15 protein-coding genes are annotated in these 22,422 nt (G+C 67.4%); 7 read left to right on the forward strand and 8 right to left on the reverse strand.

The features are described 5' to 3' along the window. Nucleotides 1–20: 20 nt before the first annotated feature. The 4 genes from QHF85_RS01060 to QHF85_RS01075 all read right to left on the reverse strand — a co-directional run bounded on the left by QHF85_RS01060 (nucleotide 21) and on the right by QHF85_RS01075 (nucleotide 8,888). Nucleotides 21–440: a response regulator gene (locus QHF85_RS01060; RefSeq protein WP_281325531.1), complete on the reverse strand. Its 420-nt coding sequence runs from the start codon at nucleotides 438–440 to the stop codon at nucleotides 21–23. Then, nucleotides 440–5,959: an AAA family ATPase gene (locus QHF85_RS01065; RefSeq protein WP_281325111.1), complete on the reverse strand. Its 5,520-nt coding sequence runs from the start codon at nucleotides 5,957–5,959 to the stop codon at nucleotides 440–442. The genes QHF85_RS01060 and QHF85_RS01065 overlap by 1 nt, the downstream gene beginning before the upstream one ends. Before the next feature lie 485 nt (nucleotides 5,960–6,444). Then, nucleotides 6,445–7,830: a hypothetical protein gene (locus QHF85_RS01070; RefSeq protein WP_281325112.1), complete on the reverse strand. Its 1,386-nt coding sequence runs from the start codon at nucleotides 7,828–7,830 to the stop codon at nucleotides 6,445–6,447. 155 nt (nucleotides 7,831–7,985) lie between these two features. Then, on the reverse strand, nucleotides 7,986–8,888 hold the full coding sequence (locus tag QHF85_RS01075; protein ID WP_281325113.1) for a sigma-70 family RNA polymerase sigma factor: 903 nt from the start codon (nucleotides 8,886–8,888) through the stop codon (nucleotides 7,986–7,988). Between the two features lie 98 nt (nucleotides 8,889–8,986). Between QHF85_RS01075 and QHF85_RS01080 the strand changes: the two genes are divergently transcribed. After that, the gene (locus tag QHF85_RS01080) at nucleotides 8,987–12,034 is read left to right on the forward strand and encodes a serine/threonine-protein kinase (protein ID WP_281325114.1); all 3,048 of its coding nucleotides are present in this window, start codon (nucleotides 8,987–8,989) and stop codon (nucleotides 12,032–12,034) included. 86 nt (nucleotides 12,035–12,120) lie between these two features. After that, the gene (locus tag QHF85_RS01085; protein ID WP_281325115.1) at nucleotides 12,121–13,347 is read left to right on the forward strand and encodes a hydroxymethylglutaryl-CoA synthase; all 1,227 of its coding nucleotides are present in this window, start codon (nucleotides 12,121–12,123) and stop codon (nucleotides 13,345–13,347) included. A gap of 35 nt (nucleotides 13,348–13,382) precedes the next feature. On the opposite strand, the gene QHF85_RS01090 is transcribed toward QHF85_RS01085, so the two are convergent. Both QHF85_RS01090 and QHF85_RS01095 read right to left on the reverse strand, forming a co-directional pair. After that, nucleotides 13,383–14,357, reverse strand: a complete 975-nt coding sequence (locus QHF85_RS01090; RefSeq protein WP_281325116.1) for a DUF5050 domain-containing protein — start codon at nucleotides 14,355–14,357, stop codon at nucleotides 13,383–13,385. A gap of 147 nt (nucleotides 14,358–14,504) precedes the next feature. Beyond that, nucleotides 14,505–15,779 carry a PAS domain-containing protein gene (locus tag QHF85_RS01095; RefSeq protein WP_281325117.1) on the reverse strand — a complete coding sequence of 425 codons (1,275 nt, stop codon included), beginning with the start codon at nucleotides 15,777–15,779 and terminating at the stop codon, nucleotides 14,505–14,507. A gap of 707 nt (nucleotides 15,780–16,486) precedes the next feature. Here QHF85_RS01095 and QHF85_RS01100 point away from each other — a divergent pair. The 3 genes from QHF85_RS01100 to QHF85_RS01110 all read left to right on the forward strand — a co-directional run bounded on the left by QHF85_RS01100 (nucleotide 16,487) and on the right by QHF85_RS01110 (nucleotide 17,689). Beyond that, nucleotides 16,487–17,086 carry a hypothetical protein gene (locus tag QHF85_RS01100; protein ID WP_281325118.1) on the forward strand — a complete coding sequence of 200 codons (600 nt, stop codon included), beginning with the start codon at nucleotides 16,487–16,489 and terminating at the stop codon, nucleotides 17,084–17,086. A gap of 95 nt (nucleotides 17,087–17,181) precedes the next feature. After that, nucleotides 17,182–17,562 carry a hypothetical protein gene (locus QHF85_RS01105; RefSeq protein ID WP_281325119.1) on the forward strand — a complete coding sequence of 127 codons (381 nt, stop codon included), beginning with the start codon at nucleotides 17,182–17,184 and terminating at the stop codon, nucleotides 17,560–17,562. Further along, nucleotides 17,537–17,689 carry a hypothetical protein gene (locus QHF85_RS01110; protein WP_281325120.1) on the forward strand — a complete coding sequence of 51 codons (153 nt, stop codon included), beginning with the start codon at nucleotides 17,537–17,539 and terminating at the stop codon, nucleotides 17,687–17,689. Before QHF85_RS01105 ends, QHF85_RS01110 begins: the two co-directional genes overlap by 26 nt. 85 nt (nucleotides 17,690–17,774) lie before the next feature. Here QHF85_RS01110 and QHF85_RS01115 read toward each other — a convergent pair whose 3' ends face one another. Next, the gene (locus QHF85_RS01115; protein WP_281325121.1) at nucleotides 17,775–19,313 is read right to left on the reverse strand and encodes an FAD-binding oxidoreductase; all 1,539 of its coding nucleotides are present in this window, start codon (nucleotides 19,311–19,313) and stop codon (nucleotides 17,775–17,777) included. Between the two features lie 351 nt (nucleotides 19,314–19,664). On the opposite strand from QHF85_RS01115, the gene QHF85_RS01120 reads away from it, so the two are divergent. Next, nucleotides 19,665–20,441 (forward strand): hypothetical protein, encoded by a 777-nt coding sequence (locus QHF85_RS01120; RefSeq protein WP_281325122.1) that lies wholly within the window; start codon nucleotides 19,665–19,667, stop codon nucleotides 20,439–20,441. Between the two features lie 33 nt (nucleotides 20,442–20,474). On the opposite strand, the gene QHF85_RS01125 is transcribed toward QHF85_RS01120, so the two are convergent. Beyond that, a complete protein-coding gene (locus QHF85_RS01125) occupies nucleotides 20,475–21,308 on the reverse strand; it encodes a hypothetical protein (protein ID WP_281325123.1) in 834 nt (277 codons plus the stop codon). Nucleotides 21,309–21,442: 134 nt separating this feature from the next. Here QHF85_RS01125 and QHF85_RS01130 point away from each other — a divergent pair, with 134 nt between their 5' ends. Beyond that, the gene (locus QHF85_RS01130; RefSeq protein ID WP_281325124.1) at nucleotides 21,443–22,420 is read left to right on the forward strand and encodes an acetoacetate decarboxylase family protein; all 978 of its coding nucleotides are present in this window, start codon (nucleotides 21,443–21,445) and stop codon (nucleotides 22,418–22,420) included. Nucleotides 22,421–22,422 lie beyond the last annotated feature (2 nt).

The following is a 22,422-nucleotide window of genomic DNA, read 5'->3' on the forward strand; positions in this document are numbered from 1 at the left end:
CCGCTCCCGCGTCCGTTCCTTCAGGCCCCTTCCTCGCTCGACGATGGGTTCGTCGCGAGCGGCGAGCGCCATTGCGTCATGATTTCCACCAATCGATCGAGGTTGTACGGCTTCTGCAGCACGGGCCGGCCCCGATCCGAATCGCGCAGCCCTGCTCTGCCGTACCCGGTCATGAAGACGAACGGGAGACCCCGCTCGGCGAGGATGTCGGCCACGGCATAGACCTTCTCGCCTGCGATGTTGATGTCGAGCCCAGCCCCATCGATCACCGCCTCGCGGGCCAACCGAAGCGCGTCCTTCATGTTCAAGGCCGGGCCGATCACCTCGCAGCCGAGGTCGGTCAGGGCGTCTTCGAGGAACGAGGCGATCATGGCTTCATCCTCGACGATGAGGATACGGAGTCCCCGCAGCACATCCGCGTTGTGGGCATCGGGGTCCATCATACGGCCACGCGCTCCAGGGGCAGGTCCATCACGCAATGCACACCCTCGGGCAGGAATTCGAGGTGCACAACACTAGCGAGCTGACGCCCGAGGTCGCGCTCGATCAGGCGCGAACCGAATCCCTTGCGGCGCGGCGCCCGCACCGGCGGCCCGTCCATCTCCTGCCATTCCAGGTGGATCCTTCGTTCGTCCGCGCAGGTGTTCACGCTCCACGTGACGTCGACGTGGCCGGACGGCACCGAGAGCGCTCCATACTTGGCCGCGTTGGTCGACAGCTCGTGGAAGACCATGCCGAGCGTCACCGTGGCCTCCGGGCGCAGGCGCACGTCCTCTCCGGTAAGGCGGAAGCGGGCGGCGTCGCCATGGGCGTGCGGCGCCAGCTCCGCGCATACGACGTCGCGAAGGCTGGCGCCCTGCCAGGAGGTCTGGTTCAAGAGGTTATGCGTCTGGGACAGGGCCAGGAGCCGGGCCATGAAGGATTCCGCGAAAGCCTTCGGCGAATCCGCCATGCGCAGCGTCTGCCCGGCGATTGCCTGCACGATCACCAGCGTGTTCTTGACCCGATGGTTCAGCTCGTTCAGCAGGATCCTCTGGCGCTCCTCCGCCTGTTTGCGCTCGGTCAAGTCGAGCAAAAATGACACTCCCTCGCTCTTCGACCCCTCGAATCGCGCACCGCCGAGCAGCACCGGGACGCGGCTGCCGTCCTTCCGGAAAAACTCTTTCTCGAAGAGCCCGAACTGGCCTGTCAAACGCACTTCCTCCCGCGCCCGCTCATCGAGCGCATGGTATTCCGGAGGCGTCATCGCCGTCCAGCGGAGGGCCCCCGAGGCCAGATCCTCCCGAGTATAGCCAACGAATCGAAGAAATTCATCGTTCGCGTCCGTGATCCTGCCATCCAGGTCCCAGAACGAGATCCCGACGATGTTCGAGTCCACCAGGCGCCGGATCCGCGCTTCCCTCTCCCGCAGCGCCTGCTCCGCCCGCTTGCGCTCGCTGTTTTCTTGCTGCAACTGGGTATAGAGGCGGGCATTCTCCAGCGAAATGGCAGACTGGGAGGCCAGGAGCTCCAGCATCGAGATCCGGTCGGCGGTGAAGACGCGCGGAGTCAGGTTGTTCTCCAGATAGAGCACGCCCACCAGCGTCCCCTGTTTCACGAGGGCGAGGCAGAGCACGGAGCGGGGACGCCGGTCGCGCACGTAGACGTCCTCCGAGAACAGGTTTGGCGCGGCAGCGTCGTCGAGGATCACGGTCTCCCGCGTGCGAATCACGTATTGCAGAATGGCCGTGGGGAGATCGGCCGGGGTGACGGGCGCCTGGCGCAGGGTGACCTCGACGTGGTCGCGCACGGTGACGACCTCGGCCTCGATGTCGCATTCGGCGCCGCGGGGGCGGATCAAGAGGCCTCGCTCGGCGCCCGCATGCTCGATCGCAATCGATAGCAGCGTGTCGATGAGCCGGTCGAGCTCGAGCTCGCCGGAGACGGCCTGCGAGGCCTTGAGCACAGTGGCGAAATCGAGCTCCGCGCACGTGGCGTCGAAGAAGGCGGGAGGCCCCAGCGCGTCCCGGTCTTGCTGTCGCGGCGAGCCGATATCGCGCCGATCCAGCGGCTCGACCTGCCGAGCCGGCCCCGAGCGTTCCCGCATCTGGCGGGCGGGCTGCCGGCGCGTCGCGTCGCGCTGGAGCAGGTGCGGGACGTCTCGCTCCAGACGCGCAATGACCCGAAAGGCGCCCCAGCGAGCGTACAGGCGATGCGCCTCGGTCATGTAGGCGCTCGCCAGGAATTCCCTGCCGAGGTCGAGGTAATGCCGGGCGCAGAGCTCGCTGGCCAGCGCCGCGTCATGCAGGAATCGCCCTTCCCGCGCGGCGGCGATCCCGTCGTCGTAGTACAGGGCGGCCGCGGTGGCGCGCCCCTCGACCCGGGCAATCTCTGCCTGCAGGATGAGGCTGCGATGGCGGAAGCTCGCCGGGCCAAACCGCGCCCAGGTCTCCACCTTGCGCGCGCATTCCCCGAGCCTCGCGAGGTACGTTTCCCGGAGCGCTGGGGCGGCCGTCATGGCGGCCCGCGAGAAGGCCAGCCCGCCATAAAAATAATAGCAGGGGCTCGCGTGCCACGCCGCGAGCATTCCCAGGCTCCCCGGATCGGTCGAGCCCCAGATCTCCGCCACCTTCTCGTACGCGCCCTGGAAGACGCCGGTGAGGACGGCGAAGACGTTCAAGAAGTAGAGGGACGCCTGGTTGTTGATCCTGCGGGCCTCCTCCACGACGGCGTCGATGTCCGCCCAGCCCCCCGCGTGGGTCCGCTCGCCCTCGGCTGGCGCGCCGAGCTCCTCGGCGAGATGCGCGACGGCGGCGACCAGCCACATGATCGCATTGAATTTGTCGAGCTTGCAGAGGGGCTGGTAGAGCTTCGCCTCCTCGAGGACATCGCGCAGGTGCGCCCCGCGGAGCAGGCTGTTCTGGACGGCGTTGCACGTGTTGTAGAAGGCCCAGATGTATTGCCCCGTCTCGAGGCCGGCGTGGATGCCCTTGCGCAGGGAAGCCTTCGAGTTCTCGTAGGTGTCCTTCCAGTGCTGGACCCACGCGCCCCACATGTTGCACAGCATGGCCTCGGACTTCTTGTCGGGATGGATCTCGTTCAGGCGGATCGCCGCCCGCCCGAACGCGTGACCCTTCTCGATGTCGTTCCTCGAGCAGAGGAGCGTCCCGAAATTCACGTATGCGTAGACCGAATTCTTCGAGATGCCATGCTCGATCGAATTCTGCAGGATCCGCATCACCGTGATCCCGAAATTGTTCGTGCCGAGCTGATAGGTGGGCGAGAACATCTCCTGCAGGACGTCCTGCAGGACGGCGATCTCGGGATCGTCCAGCGCGGGCAGGTCCACGAGAGATGCAATGGGGCGGTCGCCGATCATGGCGATCGTCCGATCGAATTCGGCGGCGAGCGTGCCGTCGTCGGGGTAGGGCGGCAAATGGATGTCGAATGCCCGCAGGGCGGCGAGCCCCTCTTCCAGGGCAGCGGGCAGATCGTTCTTGAGGATCTGCACGTTCATTTTCAGGCGCCGCACCTCGGTCTTGTGGAGGCGTCCTTTCGCAACCTCGAAGCAGCCCGCGAGGGTCGCGAGCGCGTCGTCGTGCCGCCCGCAGAGCGACTCCATCAATCCCTTTTTCGTGTGGTAGACGAAGGTCAGCTCGTACTCGGAGGTCCACGCATCCCCGGGCAACATGGCCATGCCATGCTCCAGGTACTTCAAGGCCGCGGTGAACGCCGCCGAGTCCTCGGCTCGCCCGGCGGCCTCGAGGTTCAACCTGGCCGATTGCATGCGCTCTTGCGGGGTCCGGATCAAATCGCCCGCGCTGTTCAAGTGGTTGACGATGTCGAACAGGTTGCGCCCCGCGCCAGGATCCAGCTTGCCGAGCAGGAGCTTTGCGATCCGGTAGTGAAACGCCGGTCGGTCTCGCACCGGGATCAGCGAGTACGCCGCCTCCTGGATCTTGTCGTGCGCGAAGCGGTACTGCTCGTCGGCGCTCACGATCAAGCCTTCCCCGAGGGCTCTGTCGAGGCTCCCGTACGTCTCCTCGGGAGGGCGCTCGCAGACGGTGTTCAGGACGTCGAGCTCGAACATGTTGCCGATCGCCGAGGCCAGCCGCAGCACCTCCTGCGTCGCGTGCGACAGGCGCCGAATGGTCTCCGCCATGAGGTCGAGGACGTTGTCGGTGTATTCGAGCCCCGCGATCTTCGGCAGATCCCAGCCCCACCCGGACTTGGGATCGAAGACGAGCACCTTCGTCTCGTACAGGTGCCGCATGAACTGCTTCACGAAGAACGGATTGCCGCCGGTCTTCTTCAAAACCGCGCTCGCGAGCGCGCCCCCGTCGGTGGTCTGCAGGCTGTCGTTGACGAGATCGATCAAATGGACCAGCCGGAGCGGCTGGAGGACGATGTTCACCACCTCGAGGCCGCTCTTTTGAAGCTCCTCCAGCGCGACGAGGAAGGGATGCGTCGGGCTCACCTCGTTGTCGCGGTAGGCGCCGCAAAAGAAGAGCGATTCCATGTTCTCTTCGTTCGCGAGGATGCTCGTGATCAGGCTGAGGCTGGCCGAGTCCGCCCATTGCAGGTCGTCGAGGAAGATCGCCAGCGGGTGGGCGTGTCCGGCGAAGACCGACACGAATTTTTGAAAATACAGGTTGAATCGGTTCTGGGCCTCGACCGGGCCGAGCGCGGGGACGGGCGGCTGCTCGCCGACGATGTGCCCGAGGCACGGGAGGACGTCGCAGAGGACCTGCGCATTGCTCCCGAGGGCATGCAGGATGGCGTCCCGCCACTTCGTGATCCTCTCCTCGCTCTCGGAGAGGAGCTGCTTGATGAGCGAGTCGAACGCCTGGACGATGGCGCTGTAGGGCGTGTCGCGGTTATGCTGATCGTATTTCCCGCTGATGTAGTAGCCCTTCTCGCGCGCCAGCGGCTTCAGGATCTCCTGAACGAGGGACGATTTGCCGATGCCCGAATAGCCCGACACGAGGACGATCGCGCGCTTGCCCTGGAGCACGTCCTCGAACGATTCAATGAGCTTCCGGATGTCCCCTTCGCGGCCGTAGAGCTTCTGGTGGATCTGGAAGAGATCTCTCCTGTCGTACAGGCCCGGGCTGAACGATCCGATCCGGCCGCCGCGCTCCCATTGCCGCTGGCACTCTTCCAGATCGGCCTTGAGCCCGTCGGCGCTGTGGTAGCGGTCCTCGGCGTTCTTGCAGAGGAGCTTCATCGTGATGGCGGAGAGCGCGTCGGGCACCTCCGGGTTGATTTCCACGGGTGGAACCGGCTTCACGGCGATGTGCGCGTGCATCAGCTCGAGTGGGTCCGTCGCCTCGAACGGCTTTCGCCCGGCGAGCATCTCGTAGAAGACGATCCCGAGCGAATACATGTCGGAACGGTAATCGACGCTGCGATTCATGCGGCCGGTTTGCTCGGGCGACGTGTAGGGGAGCACCTCCGACAAAACGCGAGGGCTGTAGATCTCCTCCTTCTCGCGCGTCACGAGGGAATCGACGCCGAATCCGGTGAGCTTCACCTGATTTCCCTCGCCGAGCAGGATGTTCGAGGGCCTCACGTCGCCGTGGATGAGACCTCGCCGGTGAATGTCGGCCAGCGCTTCGGACATCGAGGCGGCGACGGTGAGGAACGCGCGGACGTCGAGCTTGCCGAGGGGCTTCGCGGACAGCGCGGTGCCCGGGAAATCCTCGGTGATGAGCATCAGCCCATCCCGGTGCTCCTCGACGTCGTGGACCTTGACGACCCGCTCCGAATCGATGCGCTTGATGATGCCGTAGGTGTGCTTGAAGCGCGTGATGTCGGCGATCCGCGTGTAATCGGTGTGCAGCACCTTCATCGCCACAAGGGCGCCGTCAGCCTCGCGGTAGGCTCGATACGTGATGGAACCTGCGCTCTCGCCGGTCTTCGCGGTGACGTGATACCCTTTGAGCTGAACCGTCCCAGGGTCGGTCGGAAGGTGTGTCATCGGGATGTCCTCCGCATGCCTGACGTCGAGCAGGCGAGACCGCCCTCGCGTGGCGGATCGGGCAGGCTCTTGAAAGCTATGCCGCAACTTTCGGAGGCAACCCTTCGAGCAGGAGAAGCGCGTCGACAGGGGAGCGGAACGGCGAGGCTCGCGGACAAGCCGAGCCGCGCGGCGCTCGGGGCATCGCGGAGCCGCCACGTATCGAGAGGCGAGAGGCCGCGCCTCGGGCCCGAACAGGCCATCCACGGCGCGGGCGCTCTGGTCCGCAGGTACGACCGTCGGGGCAGAGCGGCCGCGATTTCGGATCGACGAACTCCCCCCATATCGCATGCTTACGAGCGTCCCTCCGCCCTGTCAACGCGAGCCAGCGGATAGGAAAAACCCCGCGATTGCGCAACATCTGCCGGGCGAGCTCGTGATGGGGGGTCCGAGGACGCGGGACGGCGGGACGGCGGGACGGCGGCGACGTTGCGGATGCGGACGCGTCAGAAGGAGTGCACGACCTTGCCCTCGCGCTTCACCTGCACGAGGTGTTTTCCTTCGAATGCGTGGGAGCGGCTGGTCACGACCTCCGACGGGGTTTGCTTCACCGTCTTGTCCTTCTCCTCGCGGGAGAGATCGCCATAAAACGTGACCTCGTCGCCCTTCGCGAGCGGAATCGAGGCAGGGAGGTCGGCGAACGTGACCTCCGAGATGCGGATGCTCGTCTTCGAGCCCACCTTGCAATTGCGCCCGTAGACGGGGTTGTTGTTGATGTCGTACGACTCGATGACGCCGGTCGAGCGGCAATCGTAATTGAACGGCTCGGTCTTGCGCTGCTCGCCGACGACCACCACCTTGTCGCCCGCGCGCTGGATGGCGGTGAGGGTGTAGGGCCCCGTGTAGAAGAGCTTGGGCGCCTTGGGCTCGCGATCGAGCGTCCCCATCTCGAGCCTGGGCACATTCCATCCCTGGATCGCGAGCGCCGCCGCCGATTGCGGTTGCAGGCTCCGGAGCTTCTTGTCGACCTCGGCGTGACGCTGGGCGGCGACCGGCCAGCGCGCCGGCGCGTCGCGGCCGGGCTCCCAGCCGCCGATGTCAGGCAGCTTCGGCGTGCGGTGCGTGCCGCTCACCTCGGCGTACGCGCAGAAGGCGTCACGATCGAACGTCTTGTCCTCGGACCAGGGCCGGCCGAAGCGCGAGAACGTCTCGACCTGGTCTCCCACGGGCTTCACGAAATCGGCGAGCGCATACTCGTGACCGCCGTCGCGGTACACCTGGAAGAGGGCCGTGATGATTTCGTAGGGCAGGCCCACCGAGTTCATCGGATGCCCGCCGGGGAGCTTCAGTCCCTTCTGCTCGGCCTCCTTCGCGACGTCGACCAGGAGTGCGCTCAGGCCCGCGGACTGCTCGTAGAAATTGCCCTGCTTGCGCAGCGTTTCCAGCCGCGGGCGGTGCTTTCCTTCGATGTCGGCCCAGCCCTTGCGATAGTCCTCGTAATCGGCAAAGCATTGCTTTTGCCAGGTGCGGTTGACGGCGGCCTGCGCCAGGGCGTTCATGAGCTCGATGGTCGAGAGGTCGTTCGACCAGCCGGGGATCCACTCCGGATCGACGTTCCCACGCTTGAAGAGCCCCGTCTGATCCACGCCGGCCTTCTGGAAAAACCCGAGGCCGCTCGCGCGCGTCTGCGTGCAGCAGGTGTAATCGATGGACTGGTACAGCTCGAGGAGCTCCTCGTCGGTGGACTTCGGGCCGGCGGCCTCGGCGGAGCCGGCGGAGCTCTCCGATGGCTCACCGGACGAGGACGAGACGGAGGGAAGGCCCGATACCTTGATGAAGCCGCATCCGGCGACGAAGGTGGCGAGCAGCGAGGCGAGGAGCATTCGTGTCATGGTCGATGGTCTTCCGGGGGTGAAGGGGCAGGCGCAGCGTCTCCTGCCGCCCGAGATCGGACCCCGGCGAACAGGCGCTCGCCTTGGAGGACGGGGAACCCGCGCGCGTTTGCGTTTTTTGTTTGGCGGGTACGCGCGGCGACGGGGCTCTCGCCCTACCGTCGTCCGTCGAGCATGCTCCGCGAGAGCTCGAGCTGGCTCTGGACGAGGAGCAGGATGTTGTCCACTTCACGCCCGCTGATCCGCAGCCGCGCCATCAGCGCGTTGCGCACCCGTCCCATGAGGGTCGCGCGGGTCTTCGCGAGGCTCCGGCTCACGGCGGAGGGCGAGACCCGGTAGAGCGCGGCGAGCGCCTCCAGGTTGGCGCCGTCGAGGTAGTACTGCTGGAGCAGGGTCCGCTCCCGCGGGGCCAGCGCGCCGAGGGCGTCGCGCAGGGCGAGCTTGAGCTCGGCGAGCGAGGTGCGCTTCAGGTGCGACAGCTCCGGATGGTCGGCCGGGACCTCGATGGCGTCGAGCAGCTCGTCCTCGACGGGGATCTCGCGCGCGGCGCGCAGGGCGTCGATGCTGGCGCGCACGGCGACGGCGCGGAGCCACCGCCGCAGCTCCCCGCGGCCCCCGTACTCGCGGATCTTCGGCCCGGTCTCCGGCTCGCCGACGAATAACTTTTGCCGGAGCACCTGCAGGACGTCGTCCGCGTGGCTGCCGGATCGATCGACGTGCTGGATCGCTGCAATGAGATCCGGGACGTAGGACCGCTCGAACGCCGCGAGCGCCGCGCGGTCGCCCCGCTCGCAAGCACAAGCGAGGTAGAGGTCGCCGAGGCGCAGCGTTCCGAGCGTCCGCTCGAGCGTCTCCACGTTCGCCGCCGGCAGCCGCGCCGCGAGCCAGCCCACGAAGACCTCCACGGGCACGTCGATCTCCTGCCACGCGGCTCGCGCGGACGCGACGGCGCCTTCGAGCAGCCCCTCCAGCGCGTCGTGCCCCTCGTCTCGCGCCGCCCCTTGCCCGCTGACTTGTCGCAGGAAAACCTCGGTCAGACGGCGCGCCGGGGCGGTCACGCGCAGACTTTACCGGATTCACGCGACCCCTGTACAGTCACGCGTGTCCCACGCCCTCGTCCGCCAAACCTCGCGTCGTCCACGGCAAACGGGATTCGATGAGCTGCCTGAGTGACAACACGGTCGCCGAGTTCGCGGAGGGTTTGCTCGATGCGCAGGCGGTCGAGCGTGTCGAGCGGCACGCCGCGACGTGCGTGTCCTGCCGGAGGCTCCTGTCCGAGCTGGCCAAGCAGTTCTCGGTGCTGGAATTGCCCGGCGGCGAGGCGAGCGCCACGGACGAGGGGCGCGCCGGACGGGCGACGCCTCGAAAGAGGGCCATGGCGGCCGCCTCCGCGCCGGTCGGGGGGCTCTCGCGGGGCGCGATCCTCGGGCGGTACATGATCCTCGAGACGCTCGGCGCGGGCGGGATGGGCGTCGTGTTCGCCGCCTACGACCCCGAGCTCGATCGGAAGGTCGCGCTCAAGATCCTGCGACCGGAGATCCTGCAGCGGGCCCCGGGGGCCGAGCTGCGGCTCATGCGCGAGGCGCAGGCCATGGCGCGCATCTCCCACCCGAACGTGCTCGCCATCCACGACGTGGGCACGCTCGGCGACGGCCTGTTCTTCGCCATGGAGTACGTCGACGGCTCCACGCTCGCCGGGTGGTTGTCGCAGAAGGAGCGCTCGTGGCGCGAGATCCTCGACCTGTTCGTCCAGGCGGGCCGGGGGCTCTCGGCCGCGCACGCCGCGGGGCTGGTTCACCGCGATTTCAAGCCGGAAAACGTCCTCGTCGCCAGGGACGGGCGCGTCCGCGTCGCCGATTTCGGCCTCGCGCGCGCCCTCGCCGCGCCCCCCTCCCCTCCGGAGGACGCGCCGGCGGCGCGCGAGGACGGCGAGGGCCTCGCGTCGCTGACCCGCTCGGGCGCCGTCCTCGGCACGCCGGCCTACATGGCGCCCGAGCAATTCGAGGGCGTCACCGTCGATGCGCAGGCCGACCAGTTCAGCTTTTGCCTCGCGCTCTTCGAGGCGCTCCACGGCGAGCGGCCCTTCTCCGTGAACACGCGTGAGGCGGTCATGACCGAGGCGCCCTCCGGCAGGTTGCCGCGGCCGAAAGACGCGCCGGGGCTGCCCGCGCACGTGCTGCGCGCGCTCGAACGGGGCCTCCGGCCCTCGCCGGCGGAGCGCTTCCCGTCCATGGACGCGCTCCTCTCCGCGCTCACGCACGACGGGCAGCGCGCCTTCCGGAACCGCGTGGTCGGCGCGCTCGCCGTGGCGGCGCTCGGGGGGGCGGCGCTCTTCGGCGTGCTGCGCGCCGAGCCGAGCGCGCCGCTCTGCAGCGGGGCGCCGGAGAGGTTCGCCGCCGTCTTCGGGGAGCCGCAGAAGCGCGCGATCCGCGAGCGCTTCCTCGCGACGGAGCTCCCGTACGCGCAGGACGCCTGGCTCGGCATCGAGCAGGCGCTCGACGCCTACGGGCGCGGCTGGTCGACGATGCACACCGAGGCGTGCGAGGCGACGCGGCTGCGGGGCGCTCAGTCCGACGAGGTGCTCTCGCTGCGGATGCTCTGCCTCGATCGGCGACTCGACGAGGTGCGCGCGCTCCTCGGCGTGCTCGAGACGAGCGGCAAGGACCAGGTGGCGAAGGCCCCCGAGGCCGCGAAGTCGCTCGGCGACGTCTCGGTCTGCGCCGACGTCGAGGGGCTCCGGTCTCCGGTCCGCCTGCCCGAGCGGCAAGCGGCGGCCGACGAGGCCCGGCAGATTCGCGAGCAGATCGCGCGGGCCTCGGCGCTGTCCGCCGTCGGCCGCTACCAGGAGGGCCTCGCCGTCGCCGAGGCGGCGGTCACACGCGCGCAGGCCCTCGCGCACGCGCCGACCGAGGCCGAGGCGCTCACGGCGCTCTCCGAGCTGCAGAGCGCCATGGGCGACCCCAAGGCGGCCGAGGCGTCGCTTCGGCGCGCGTTCTCGGCGGCGCAGGCCGGACACCACGACCGCGCGGCGGCGCAGGCGGCCATCCAGCTCGTCGACGTCGTGGGCTCGCAGCTCCGCCGCTTCGACGAGGGCCTTCAATGGGCCTGGCTCGCCGAGGCGCTCCTCCGCAGGGGCAAAGAGGACGAGGGCCTCCTTGCCCAGCTCCACGAGAACCGGGGGGATGTTTACCTGACGCAGGCCGATCACACCCGCGCCGGGGAGCAATACGCGCGCTCGCTCGCGCTGTGGCAGCGCGTGGCCGGGCCGCAGGACTTGCGGGTGGCCGGGGTGCTCTACAACCTGGGTCAGGTGGCGACGTGGCGAGGCGACATGGCGGAGGCCATGGAGCAGACCCGCCGTTCGACCGAGCAACTCGAGGCCATCCTCGGCCCCCATCACCCGAAGGTCGCGTTCGTCTTGGGCGGGGTCGCGACGGCGCATTTCAACGAGGGGCATCACGTCGAGGCGCTTGCCGTCTACAAGCGTGCGCTCGCGATTCAGCGGGCGGCGCTCGGCTCCGGGCACGTCAACGTCGCGCGCACGCTGCTCGGCATGGGCCACGCGCTCCAGGCGCTGCACGAGAATGCCCAGGCGCTCGCCGCCTACGAGGAGGCGCTCTCGATCTTCGAGAAAGACAGGAGCACGCTGCCGCTCTCCGCGGAGGTGCTCCTCGGAATCTCGTGCGCCGAGGTCGACGCAGGCCGCCTGGAGAAGGCGCTCGCCGCGAGCGAGCGGGCGCTTTTGGCCTTCGAGCAGGTCTTCGGGCCCGAGCACGACCAGGTCGCCGCCGCCCTCGACAACATGGCCGATGTCCTCCTGGAGCTCGGGCGAACGGAGGAGGCGGGCGCGCGTTTTCTCCGCGCGCAGAAGATGTGGGAGAAGGTCAACGGACCTGACGATTTCCAGATCGGCATCGCGCTCACGGGGCGGGGCAAGGTCGAGCGGAAGATGGGACGAACCGCGCAGGCGGTGCCCCTGCTCGAACAGGCAACACAAACCCTCGAGAAATTCGACGGCAACCCTGTGTTTCTCGCGCTCGCGCGCTTCGAGCTCGCGCAGGCGCTCTGGGACGGCGGCAAGACGCGCGACCGCGCCAAACAGCTCTCGACCCAGGCTGAACAGACGCTCGCGAGCATGGGCGAGGCAGAGACGAAAGAGCTCTTGCGCGTGCGGGGGTGGCTCGCGCGCGTGGCGGGCCGCTGATCACGTCGCCTTTTCCCACGATCGCTCCCTCGACCCTCCTTCGAGTCTCCTCGGCCGATGCACGCGCCGCCCGTAGGCTCCGCGCCATGAATTCTTGCAGAAGCACGCCCGACGTCGGGATCGATGCCATTGCCTTGAGTGTACCTCGCGGCTATGTCGAGCTGTCCGAGCTCGCCGAAGCGCGTGGGGTCCCGCCGTCGAAGTATCTCAGCGGGCTCGGGACGCGCCGGATGGCGATCGCCGCGCCGGACGAGGATCCCGTGACCCTCGCCGTGAATGCGGCGCGTCGGCTCTTCGAGCGATCCAGCGCGAGCCCTGCGGAGATTGGCCTCTGCATCGTCGGCACGGAGACGGCGGTCGACCATTCGAAGCCGGTGACCGCGTTCGTCCACGGCCTGCTCGGTTTGCCGAGCACGTGCCGCATCTTCGAGGCCAAACACGCCTGCTTCGGCGGCACGGCCGGGCTCCTCTCCGCCGTCGATTGGATCGCCTCCGGCTCGGCGCGCGGCCGCGCGGCGCTCGTCGTCTGCACCGACATTGCACGATATCCCCTCCACTCGGCGGGAGAGCCGACGCAGGGAGCGGGCGCCGTCGCTCTGCTCGTCCGGGAAAAACCGCGGCTGCTCTCGCTCGACGTGGGCCAGACCGGCACGTTCGCGCGCGACGTGCACGATTTCTGGCGTCCCCTCCACCACAAGGAGGCCCTCGTCGATGGGCACTACTCCGTGCAATGTTATCTCGCCGCCCTGGAAGGCGCGTACGACGCGTGGCGCCGCCTCGAAGGCGCGACGGACGGGCCGCTCGTGCGGACTTGTTATCACGTGCCTTATGGCAAGATGGCCCGCAAGGCGCACCGGCATCGCCGGGGGATGGACGGCCTGACCGAGGAAGCCGCCGACGCGTCGTTCCCGGTGGAGGTGGAGCCGTCGCTCGATCTGCCGTCCCGGATCGGCAATGTCTACACGGGCTCGCTTTACCTCGCCCTCGCGTCCTTGCTGAACACGCAAGCGGGCGAGCTCGCCGGCCAGCGCATTGGTCTCTTCAGTTATGGATCGGGCTGCTGCGCGGAGTTCTTCGCCGGCAGGACGAACCCGGAGGCCGCCGAGCTCGTGGCTCGACTGGAGATCGACGGCCCCCTGCGGGGCAGCCAGCGAATGACGGTCGCCGAATACGAGCGGCTCCGCGCCGAGGACGCCGCCGCCGACACCCGGCCGGCGACGGCGCGCGCTCCCCTGGGAACGGCGAACGAAGGCGGACGGGCTGTGTATCTCGGCGTCGATTCGAACGAGCGACGGGTGTACGCCTACGCGTGACTGTCGGCGCGAGCCGATTCAGCTCCCGTCTCGCATCATTTGCAGCTCGCGACGGCGCCTGCGCCCACCACCTTGACGGTCCAGTACACGTGCGTGGCATCGACCGCCACGTCGTAGGCACTGATTCGCCCGCCGCGCGCCACATCCTCCACGGCGCCGCCCTCCTTGGGGACGCGAATGACACCCCGCTCGTCGACCGAGCCGCCATCCTTGCTGCGCAGCGTGACGTAAACGTGACCGCCGTCCAGCGTGAGGCTCATGGGATCGGCGAGGTCCTTGGCCAGCACGACCGGCGTGCCGCCGGCCTTGGGGGCCTTCATCAGCGTCCCGGCCGAGGGCTCGACCCAGTAGACGTTCGCCCCGTCCACCGCAAGCTCGTGGGAAAAATAGTGGTATGCGACGGGGGCGGGTGGCGCGATCTCCTCGATCTCGCCACCCGCCTTGGGCACGCGCACAGTGCGGCCCGATGAATCGCCCACATTGCCGATGGTGCGCACGTAAACGTACGCGTCGTCGAGCGCGATGGAATCCGCGTCCGGAATCGACGCGACGGATTCGACATCGGAGGCGTCCTTCGACGTCCGGAAGACGCCTTCCGTCGTGGTGAAATAGACGCGATTTTCGTCCACCGCGACCGCGCTGCCCACGTTCTCTGCGAGGACCACCGTCGCGCTGCCGTCCTTGTCGACCCGGACGAGCTTTTCGGCGTAATCCACGACGTACAGCGCATCGGCATCCATGGCCAGCGTGTACGCAGACTGGAACCCCTGCGCGAGGCGCTCCGGCGAGGCGCCGCCCGGATCCGCTCTCCATACCGAGTCTTCGCGGGTCCAGTAGACGCCGCTCGCATCCGCGACGATACCGTTCGTCCAGCTCTCGTCCACGCCCTCGTTGAACGTGACGAGCGGACAGCCACCAGGGCCGGAGCTCGTATCCGATCGATCGTTCGTTGGCTCGTCGCTGCACCCAGCGAGGAGCGGGATCACCAACATCCACGAAAATGCACGCACGTTGATCCTCCTGGAAGGAAGCGGGTCGGCGCCCGTGCACGCGACGTGCCAACAATCAATTCCGAGGGAAATGCCCTCCCACTATGAATGGAGGTTCACGACGGTCCGGACCCAATCGTCCTCTCCGGCCGCTGCGGAGCCCAGGCGCTACGCGCGCGGGCCACCGCTGACGCGGAGGCGAGGCGCGAGCGCCCGCCCCTTTCCTCGCACCGCGTACGCAATGCCGTCCTGCAGCGACGCGAGCGTCACCACGCCGCCGAGATCGGCGTCGAGGTCGACCAGCGCTTGCGCCACGGCGGGCCGGATTCCCGTCATGATCACCTCCGCGCCGAGCAGCTTCGCCGCCCGCGCGGCTCGCACGAGCACGTCGGCCACGTGCGTGTCGACCGTGCTCACGCCGGTCACGTCGACGACGACGAGATGCGCCCCGCGCTCCTCCACGCCGCGCAGCATCGTCTCCACGAAATGCGCGGCGCGCACCTCGTCGATCGCCCCGATGAGCGGAATGGCCACCGCCGCGTCCGTGAGGGGGACGAGCGGCGTCCCGATCTCCTGAATGGCCAAGCGTTGCGCCTCGATGATCTGCTCCTGGAGCCGCCGCTGCTCCTGGGCGGCGCGCCTCTGTTCGGTCACGTCGCGCCCATAAATCGCCAGGCGCGCGAGCGATCCGTCACGGCTTCGCACCGGATACGCGGTCACCTCGAACGAGCGCTCGTCGCGCGCCGCGTCAAAACGCGCGGGCGTTCCTGCGTGCCGCACCTCCTCCACCAGGGAGGCCAGGCGGTCCGGCTCATCGAGCGGGAACACGTCGCGCATCCCGGCCACCTCCGCCGGCGTGCACCCGAGCCGCTCCGCGGCCGCTTGATTGGCCGTGATGACCACGCCATCGAGCTCCACGAGCAGGAGCAGGTCCGTCGACGCATCGAGCATCGCCTGCGCGCGCGCCTGGCTCTCGCGCAGCCGCTCCTCGGCCCTGCGCTGCGCCGTCACGTCCGTCGCGATGCCGCCGATCCATCGAATGGTCCCCTCGCTGTCGCGCACGGGGAACTTGATGGATTGGTACACGAGCATGCCGTCTTCGCTCGGGCCTGACTCCTCTGCCACGATGGCTTCGCCCTTCGCGGCGACGAGGCGATTGTTCTCCCTCCAGGACGCGAAGACCTCGGGAGGAAAGAACTCCCTGGCGTTGTGCCCGACAATCTCGGAGACCTCACGACGACCCATGAAAGCCGCGCAGGACTGATTGGTGTGACTGTACGTGTCCTCCAGATCCATCACGAAGATGAGCGCCGGGACGTGGTCGATGACCGCCTGCATGACCCGATCTCGTTGCCGGACGGTCCCCTCGAGCTCGGCCACACGCTTGCGCAGCGTATCGTTCTCGCGCGTCAACCTCTCGACGATGTCCGCCTCGTTCGTCATCGCATCTCCCCGGAGCCGAACTCTACCAGGGTTTTTCTCGACATAACAGAGCGGAAACGCCGCGCTGGCCCCCGAGCGGCGGCGACGCGCTGGCGCCGCCGATGTCATCGGGTCTACGTCGACGCGGTACCCGTCAAGGGAAGGTCGGACACAGCCATACCTGCGTGTCGCATTTCGCCGTACACGCGCAGTACCCGAGATCGCACAGCAAACCGACGGGGAAATCGGTGCATGTGGTCCCATTTGTGATCATACCCAGGTTCGGGCATGGCCCTGGGTGCGTGGCGCAGCGCCACGTGCTCGTCGCGTCGCACCGACACGCCCTGGTGCCTTCCCCGGATGCCTGATTGCACTGGCAGGTGAGCGGCACCGAAGGGTCGCACGGGTCCCCGCACGTCGGGTGCACCTCCGGGCACACGGGAAACACGCGCGGCTGGCACTCGTAAACGCCGCTCGCGTTGCAGAGGCAATCGCTCCAGCACGACAAGCTGGAGAGGAACCCGCCCGTCGAGCACGTCGATCCGGGCTCGCATGGGAACCCGGGCTCACATCGTGGCGGGCAAAGCCCCATCGTGAGTCCACACCCCGACGCGGTGCAGCAGTAGTTGTTGCCGGGTGGCGGCGACGGACAGCTCCCTGCGCAGTCTGCGTCCGTCAGGCACCCCGGCGCGCAAAAGCCGCCGCCAGAGCTGCTCGACGACGCGCTCGTGCTGCTCGACGACGCGCTCGTGCTGCTCGACGACGCGCTCGTGCTGCTCGACGACGCGCTCGTACTGCTCGACGACGCGCTCGTGCTGCTCGACGAGGTCGACCCACCCGACCCCCCATCAGGGCTCGACGCCGCGCCTCCTTCGCCGAGTCCGCCCGTGGAGATGCTGGGCTCGCAGGCCGAAACCACGATAGCGAGGCCAATTGCGGCCAAACGGAGGCGAGGGCTCATGCAAAACGATATCTGGCAAGCTTGTTGCGCACCATGCATGGCTCACATCCTTGCCAGATTCGCCGAAGGAACGCTACCGCGCCGCTCCTCGAACGCTCCGAAACGATTTTTCTGCGCGCGGACCTCCCTCGTGAACCGTCGGCGCTTGACGGTGCGCATGGCCTACGTATTTACCCGTCAACGATACGTCATCGTCGCGAGAGCCACGCGCTCTTGCGGTGAGGTGCTCATGTCATCGCTTCGCACGAAGCTGGAAAGACGAGCGTACGGATATCGACGCGCGGCCGAGGCCGCGATTGAACAACGCGGATGGGACCATGAAGACGTACAAGACGAAAGTAGGTTCGGTCATGCTATTTCGAGATGAAATGACAGGCCGCCAAAGATTGAAACGCGGGGACACGGACGACGGGTGAGGCCGAGAGGCGGAGGCTGACCTCGTTCTCCGGGTAGAGGTCAGGTATGAGCGAGAGCCACAACATAGAGCGGAGGCTGGAGGAAGCGAAAGGCATTTACGACGAGCTCGTGGGAACCCCGACGACCCGTCAGGGGGCGATCTCGATCGCTTTGCGGATGGCGGCCCGGTTCGGGCCGGCCTGCCTGGTGATCGTGATCTCGGTCATCGCCTATGTCATCCTGGGGGTCGCCAGGACGACCTGCTTGTTGCCCTATGGCGGCATCCTGACGATGGCGGTGTCCTTCGTGCTCGTCGAGGCCATTGCACGGGGGAAAAATCATGGCGAGAATGGCCAGCAAAGACGAAAAGGTTCGGCTCAACCTGGAGGTGCCCAGGCGAGTGCGAGAGCGGCTCGAGCGCGTGCAGGAATTGAGCGAGGCGGATAGCCTCACGGAGGTGATCCGACGGGCGCTGACCCTCTACGACGCGCTGCTCGTCACGGCGCGCGAGGACAGGGGCAAGCTCGTGGTTCGATACGAGGATGGGTCCGAGCGCGAGCTCATGCTCGTCTGAGCGGCCCCGCAAGCACGGCCGCCACGTCGAGCCCGCACCGGTCCACGCCGGAGGCGGGCTCGACGTGTTTCGATGGACGCTTTCGTCACACGACGGGCAGGCTCTGCGCGAAACGAAAGACGTTCTCTGGATCGTATTTCGCCTTCACCTCGAGGAGCCGCGGCAAATTCGCGCCGTAATAGGCGTGCTGCCAGTCGGCGAGGTCCGGATCGATGTAATTTTGGTACGCGGCTCCGGACATGTACGGGCGCAGGGACGCATACATGTCGTTCATTCCTTCGCGGTTCTCTTGTTGCGCCTCGGGCGTGTCCGTGGGGCGCTCGTAGCCGAGGTACTGGCAAGAGAACAGCGGGTCACGATGCACGAACGCCGTCGCGTCCGGCGCGACGTTGCGCAGCGCGCCGCCGTAGGCGTCGAGCAGGATGGCCCCCGTGGCGGTCGCGCTCGCGCGCGCGGCGACCCATTGCATCATGAGGTCGATGGCGGCCGCCGGGAGCGGCTCCGTGACGTAATCCGATTTGGCGCGATAGGTCTCGCGTTCCAGCGTGCCCTGCGGCGCGAGGTGGCATGCCGCTGCGGTGCTCTCGCAGCCCGCCCACATCCGCGTGATGTTTTCGTACGAGTCGGCTTCGACCACCTGCTTCGTCGGCGTCCCCAACCCCGGCGCCAGCATCGGGAGGAGCAGCTGCGCGAGCGCCGCCACCGGCCCGAGGTACGTGCCAATGACCCGGACCCACGGCTTGTCGCCGGGACGACCGAACAGGCCGCAGAGCGAGGTGAGCTCGTCCGGCGCGTACGGGGCCCAGGCCTGCCACGCGTCGACGACCTTCGCCGCGTCCGGCCAGTCCCATGTGAGGATGAAATAAGACGCCTCGTTGACGGGATGCACCCGCAGCTTGAGCGAGGTCACGACGCCGAATTGCCCGCCCCCTCCGCCGCGACACGCCCAGAACAGGTCCGTGTGCTCCTCGTCATTGCAGGTGAGCAGCTCCCCGGCGGCCGTGACGAGCTCGACCTCCAGGAGGTTGTCCGAGGCCAGGCCGAACTTCCGAGAAATCAATCCATACCCGCCGCCGAGCGCGTGCCCCGCGATGCCGACCGTGGGGCAGGTGCCGGCCGTCAACGCGAGCCCGTGGGCGAAGAGCGCGTCGTAGATGTCGATCAGCGCCGCGCCGGCCCCGACCAGGACCGTAGGCTCGGTCGTGTCCACTTCGATCTGCGCCATGTCGCGGACGTCGAGCACGAGCCCCGACGTCGTCGAGAATCCTCCATAACTATGCCCGCCGCTGCGCGCCGCGATGTGAATACCGTTCCGGCGCGCCCACTCCAGGGCCTTTTGCACGTCGCCCGGCGACCGGCATTTCACGATAGCCTGCGGATGAACCGCGTCGAACCGGGTATTGTACAGAAGGCGGGACGCGTCGTACGCGTCGTCCTTCGGCAGCACGACGGTGCCTTGCAGCGATCTCGCGAGCGCGCCGATATCGTCGGGGACGGGCGCCGGCGCGGTCCCGGGCAGGGGCGCGGGCGCATCCCCGCAGGCATCCAGGAGAGCAACCCCGAGCGCTCCCGCGGCGGTCTGGGTGAGGAACGTGCGGCGTGACGTCAGGCCGTGCGCAGTCATGCCGGAACGTGGCAGCCATGGCCCCACGACGCAAAGCCCGGCGGCGCCACCGTGTGCATTTTTTGGCGATCCATTCATCCCGGACGGTCGCTCGCCCGAAGAGGAAGGACGGCACCGAACAGGGCCTCACGCCATTGCTTCGCGTGGGACATGACGCGCTCGGATACAGACGTACGCCAACGAGCGGACGCCCTCCCGCGTCGAGGTCGCGTTGCGTGGATGCCTTCGGGTGATAGATTGGCCTCCCATTCCCGCCGCGCGGAGCGTCGACACGAGACGTGAGCTCGAGCGGCGCCGCGAGCCGCTCGTTCTTCGACTCGTCATCGAGCTCGTGCCAAAAAGGAACGGTGCATGCGACGAACCACGCAATGGTATTCGATGAGCGCCTTGGCGCTCGTTGCCGTCGGCCTCTTCGTGTCGACGGAGACGAATGCGAAGCCCACACAAAAGCTCGAGAGCCTGGGCGCCGCTTGGTGGCAATGGGTGTTGTCCATACCCACCGATGAAAACCCCTTGTTCGACGAGACCGGGGCAAACTGCGACGTGGGCCAGTCGGGCCATGTTTGGAACCTGGCCGGCGTGCTCAACGCGACCGGGACCGTGATACGCGCATGCACCATTCCTGTGGGGACGAAGCTCTTCTTTCCCGTGATCAACGCCGAGGCCGACAACTTCGTTTGCATCCAGGATCTCCTGGGCGTCCCCGACTTGCACTGCTCCGAGGAAGACCTGCGATACATGGTCCAGAAGTCGATTGACAGTGTGGTTGGCGTCGAGGTCACGATCGATGGCGTGCCGGTTGCCGCGGAGGACATCCTGCGGGTGCAGACCCCCGCGTTTTCGTTCACCTTGCCCGAGAACAACGTCTTGCAGAACTTCTGCGCGGATGCGGCTCCCGGCACGTACACGGGCGCCGTCTCCGATGGCTATTGGGTCCTGCTGCCCCCGTTCTCGGTCGGCGAACACACGGTCCAGTTTGCCGGGCAGAGCCCGGTACCCGTCATCGTGCAGCCAGAAGAAGTCCCGAGTTGTGAAATGCCGGGGCCTCTCGAGTTCCCTTCCGCCTCGCCGAACATCACGTACAACATCACGGTCACCCCCACGGGCGTGGGCGTCGGCCCTCGGTGAATCCGCGGCTCCCCCCCATCGATTCCGACAGGCTCACCAGAAGGAAGGCGCATCCTGCGAGGCGCCTGGCGCACGCCCTTTTCCGCAGCAATACGGCAACGACAGCTCCCAGCGCGCGCGGAGCTGGAATGCGCCCATGGGCGTCTGGTCGATACCCTGCGACGAATATCGCCCGGGCGCGAGCCCCGGGACGAAGGCATCCCGGATGGATGTCTTCGTTTGCACCGGCCGGATCTCGGCCTCCTGCCAGATCTTGTCGAAATCCGAGCACGAGAGGAGCGGCCCCACGGAGACGGGTTGTCGCGATACGAGCGGCTGCGTCATGATCTCGAGCTGCCTCTGGAACGAGGGCACCGCCGAGACGGGCCGGAACGGCCCCGTGGCAGCCCACTCGACCCCGATGATCTCATCGCCGCCCCGGAAGGGACATACCGCATACGAGCCGTCCGTCCCTCCCTCGTTCACGCTCTCCAGGACGCTCACCATTTTCTTGGGAAAACCCCAGAGAAGAATGCCGCCGAGCGTCGCGAGCAGGTTCGTCAAGAACAGCCGCGGCATGTAAAAGAAGGGGCCTCGAACACGCCCCCCACAGAGCGGGCGCTTCGAATACACGAACGGCACGCCGACCACCTGCTCGAAGTACGTCATGTCGGGCGGAAAGGCGCGCGGAAATGTCATGTGCGCGTCGCGCACGCTGCCGAAATACAACGTGACGGGATGCGTATCGGGAGGCGTCAGGTCCTGCGCGCCGAGCTCGAGCGCGTCGGGCAACATCCACTGGACATCCTCCCGGGGGAGCACGATCGTCACGCCGTAGACCGACCATTGGCCCACGAGCTTCATGGCCTGATAGGGCTTCAGGAACATTGCATGCCTCCGCGCGCATGCCCCCATACGAGGGATGCGTATAGGTGTCAAGGCACATCCATCCTCACGACACTTGATTCGGCCCCCCAGGCTCGGGTAGCCTCCCGCGGCGCTCGGAGCCCTGACGAGAAGGTATGAGCAGAGCCAATTTGCCGCGATACGTCGAGCGGGCGGACAACCAATCCATGCCGACGCCCGCCACGCTCCGGAACGTGACGACGTACTTTTTCCCGGTCAAGAGCGACATACGACGCCAGCAGGCCCTCTGTGACAAGTTTCTGAACGCCCCGTCGAGTGGCCTCGCCAGCTATCGCGCCTTTTTTCCCCAGGTGTTTTTCATCTTCAACCGCACGGGGAGCGTCTCCTCGCGCGTACCAAAGGCCCGGGATCAGGGGTGTTTCCCGTACTTCGAGGCGGGGATCTGGATTCCGCTCGTCTCGGTGGACAGGAGAGGGCCCTTTCCCGTCGCCGATCGCCTCGTCCTTTTTCCCTATTACATGTTCGCGACGTCGAGCCAGGCCATCGTCAGCGGGCGCGACGAACAGGGTTGGCCCAAGGAGCTCGCCGAGCTCACGATCCCCACGAACCCTTCCGTCGCCGACCTCTTCCAGATCCGGCCCACGCTCTTCGATCGCTTCGGGGGCGACGTGCTCGCACAAGCAGAGCATCTCGTGCAGGTGATCCGGATCGGAGGCACGTCGAGCGGCGCCATCACGCAGGGTTTTACCGAGGGCAAAGCGGCGCTCGAAGCCCTCGCAGACCTCGTCTTCGGCGGCCCCACGGTCACGGTTCCCGGCCTCGGGCTCGCCTTGTCGGTCGTCGACCTCTTGCGCAAGGGCCCCACATTCGCGTTCCTGAAGCAGTTCCGGGACGTCGCGGACCCGCGCCGCGCCTGTTATCAGGCCGGCATCGAGGCCGCGACCAAGGTCGACCGCTTTCGCTGGGCCGGTCTGCTCGGAGGCCGCTACACGCTCGACGTGAAGACCACCGACAGCCATCCGCTCGTCTCGGAGCTCGGGCTCGACGCGCGCACGTTCGACGCGCTGCGCGGCTTCTTCGTCGAGATGGACTTCACGCTCGACAGCGGCGTCACGCGCTGGCAGGCGTCCTGAGC

The organism is Polyangium sp. 6x1, from assembly GCF_029946515.1.
Classification (GTDB): domain Bacteria; phylum Myxococcota_A; class Polyangia; order Polyangiales; family Polyangiaceae; genus Polyangium.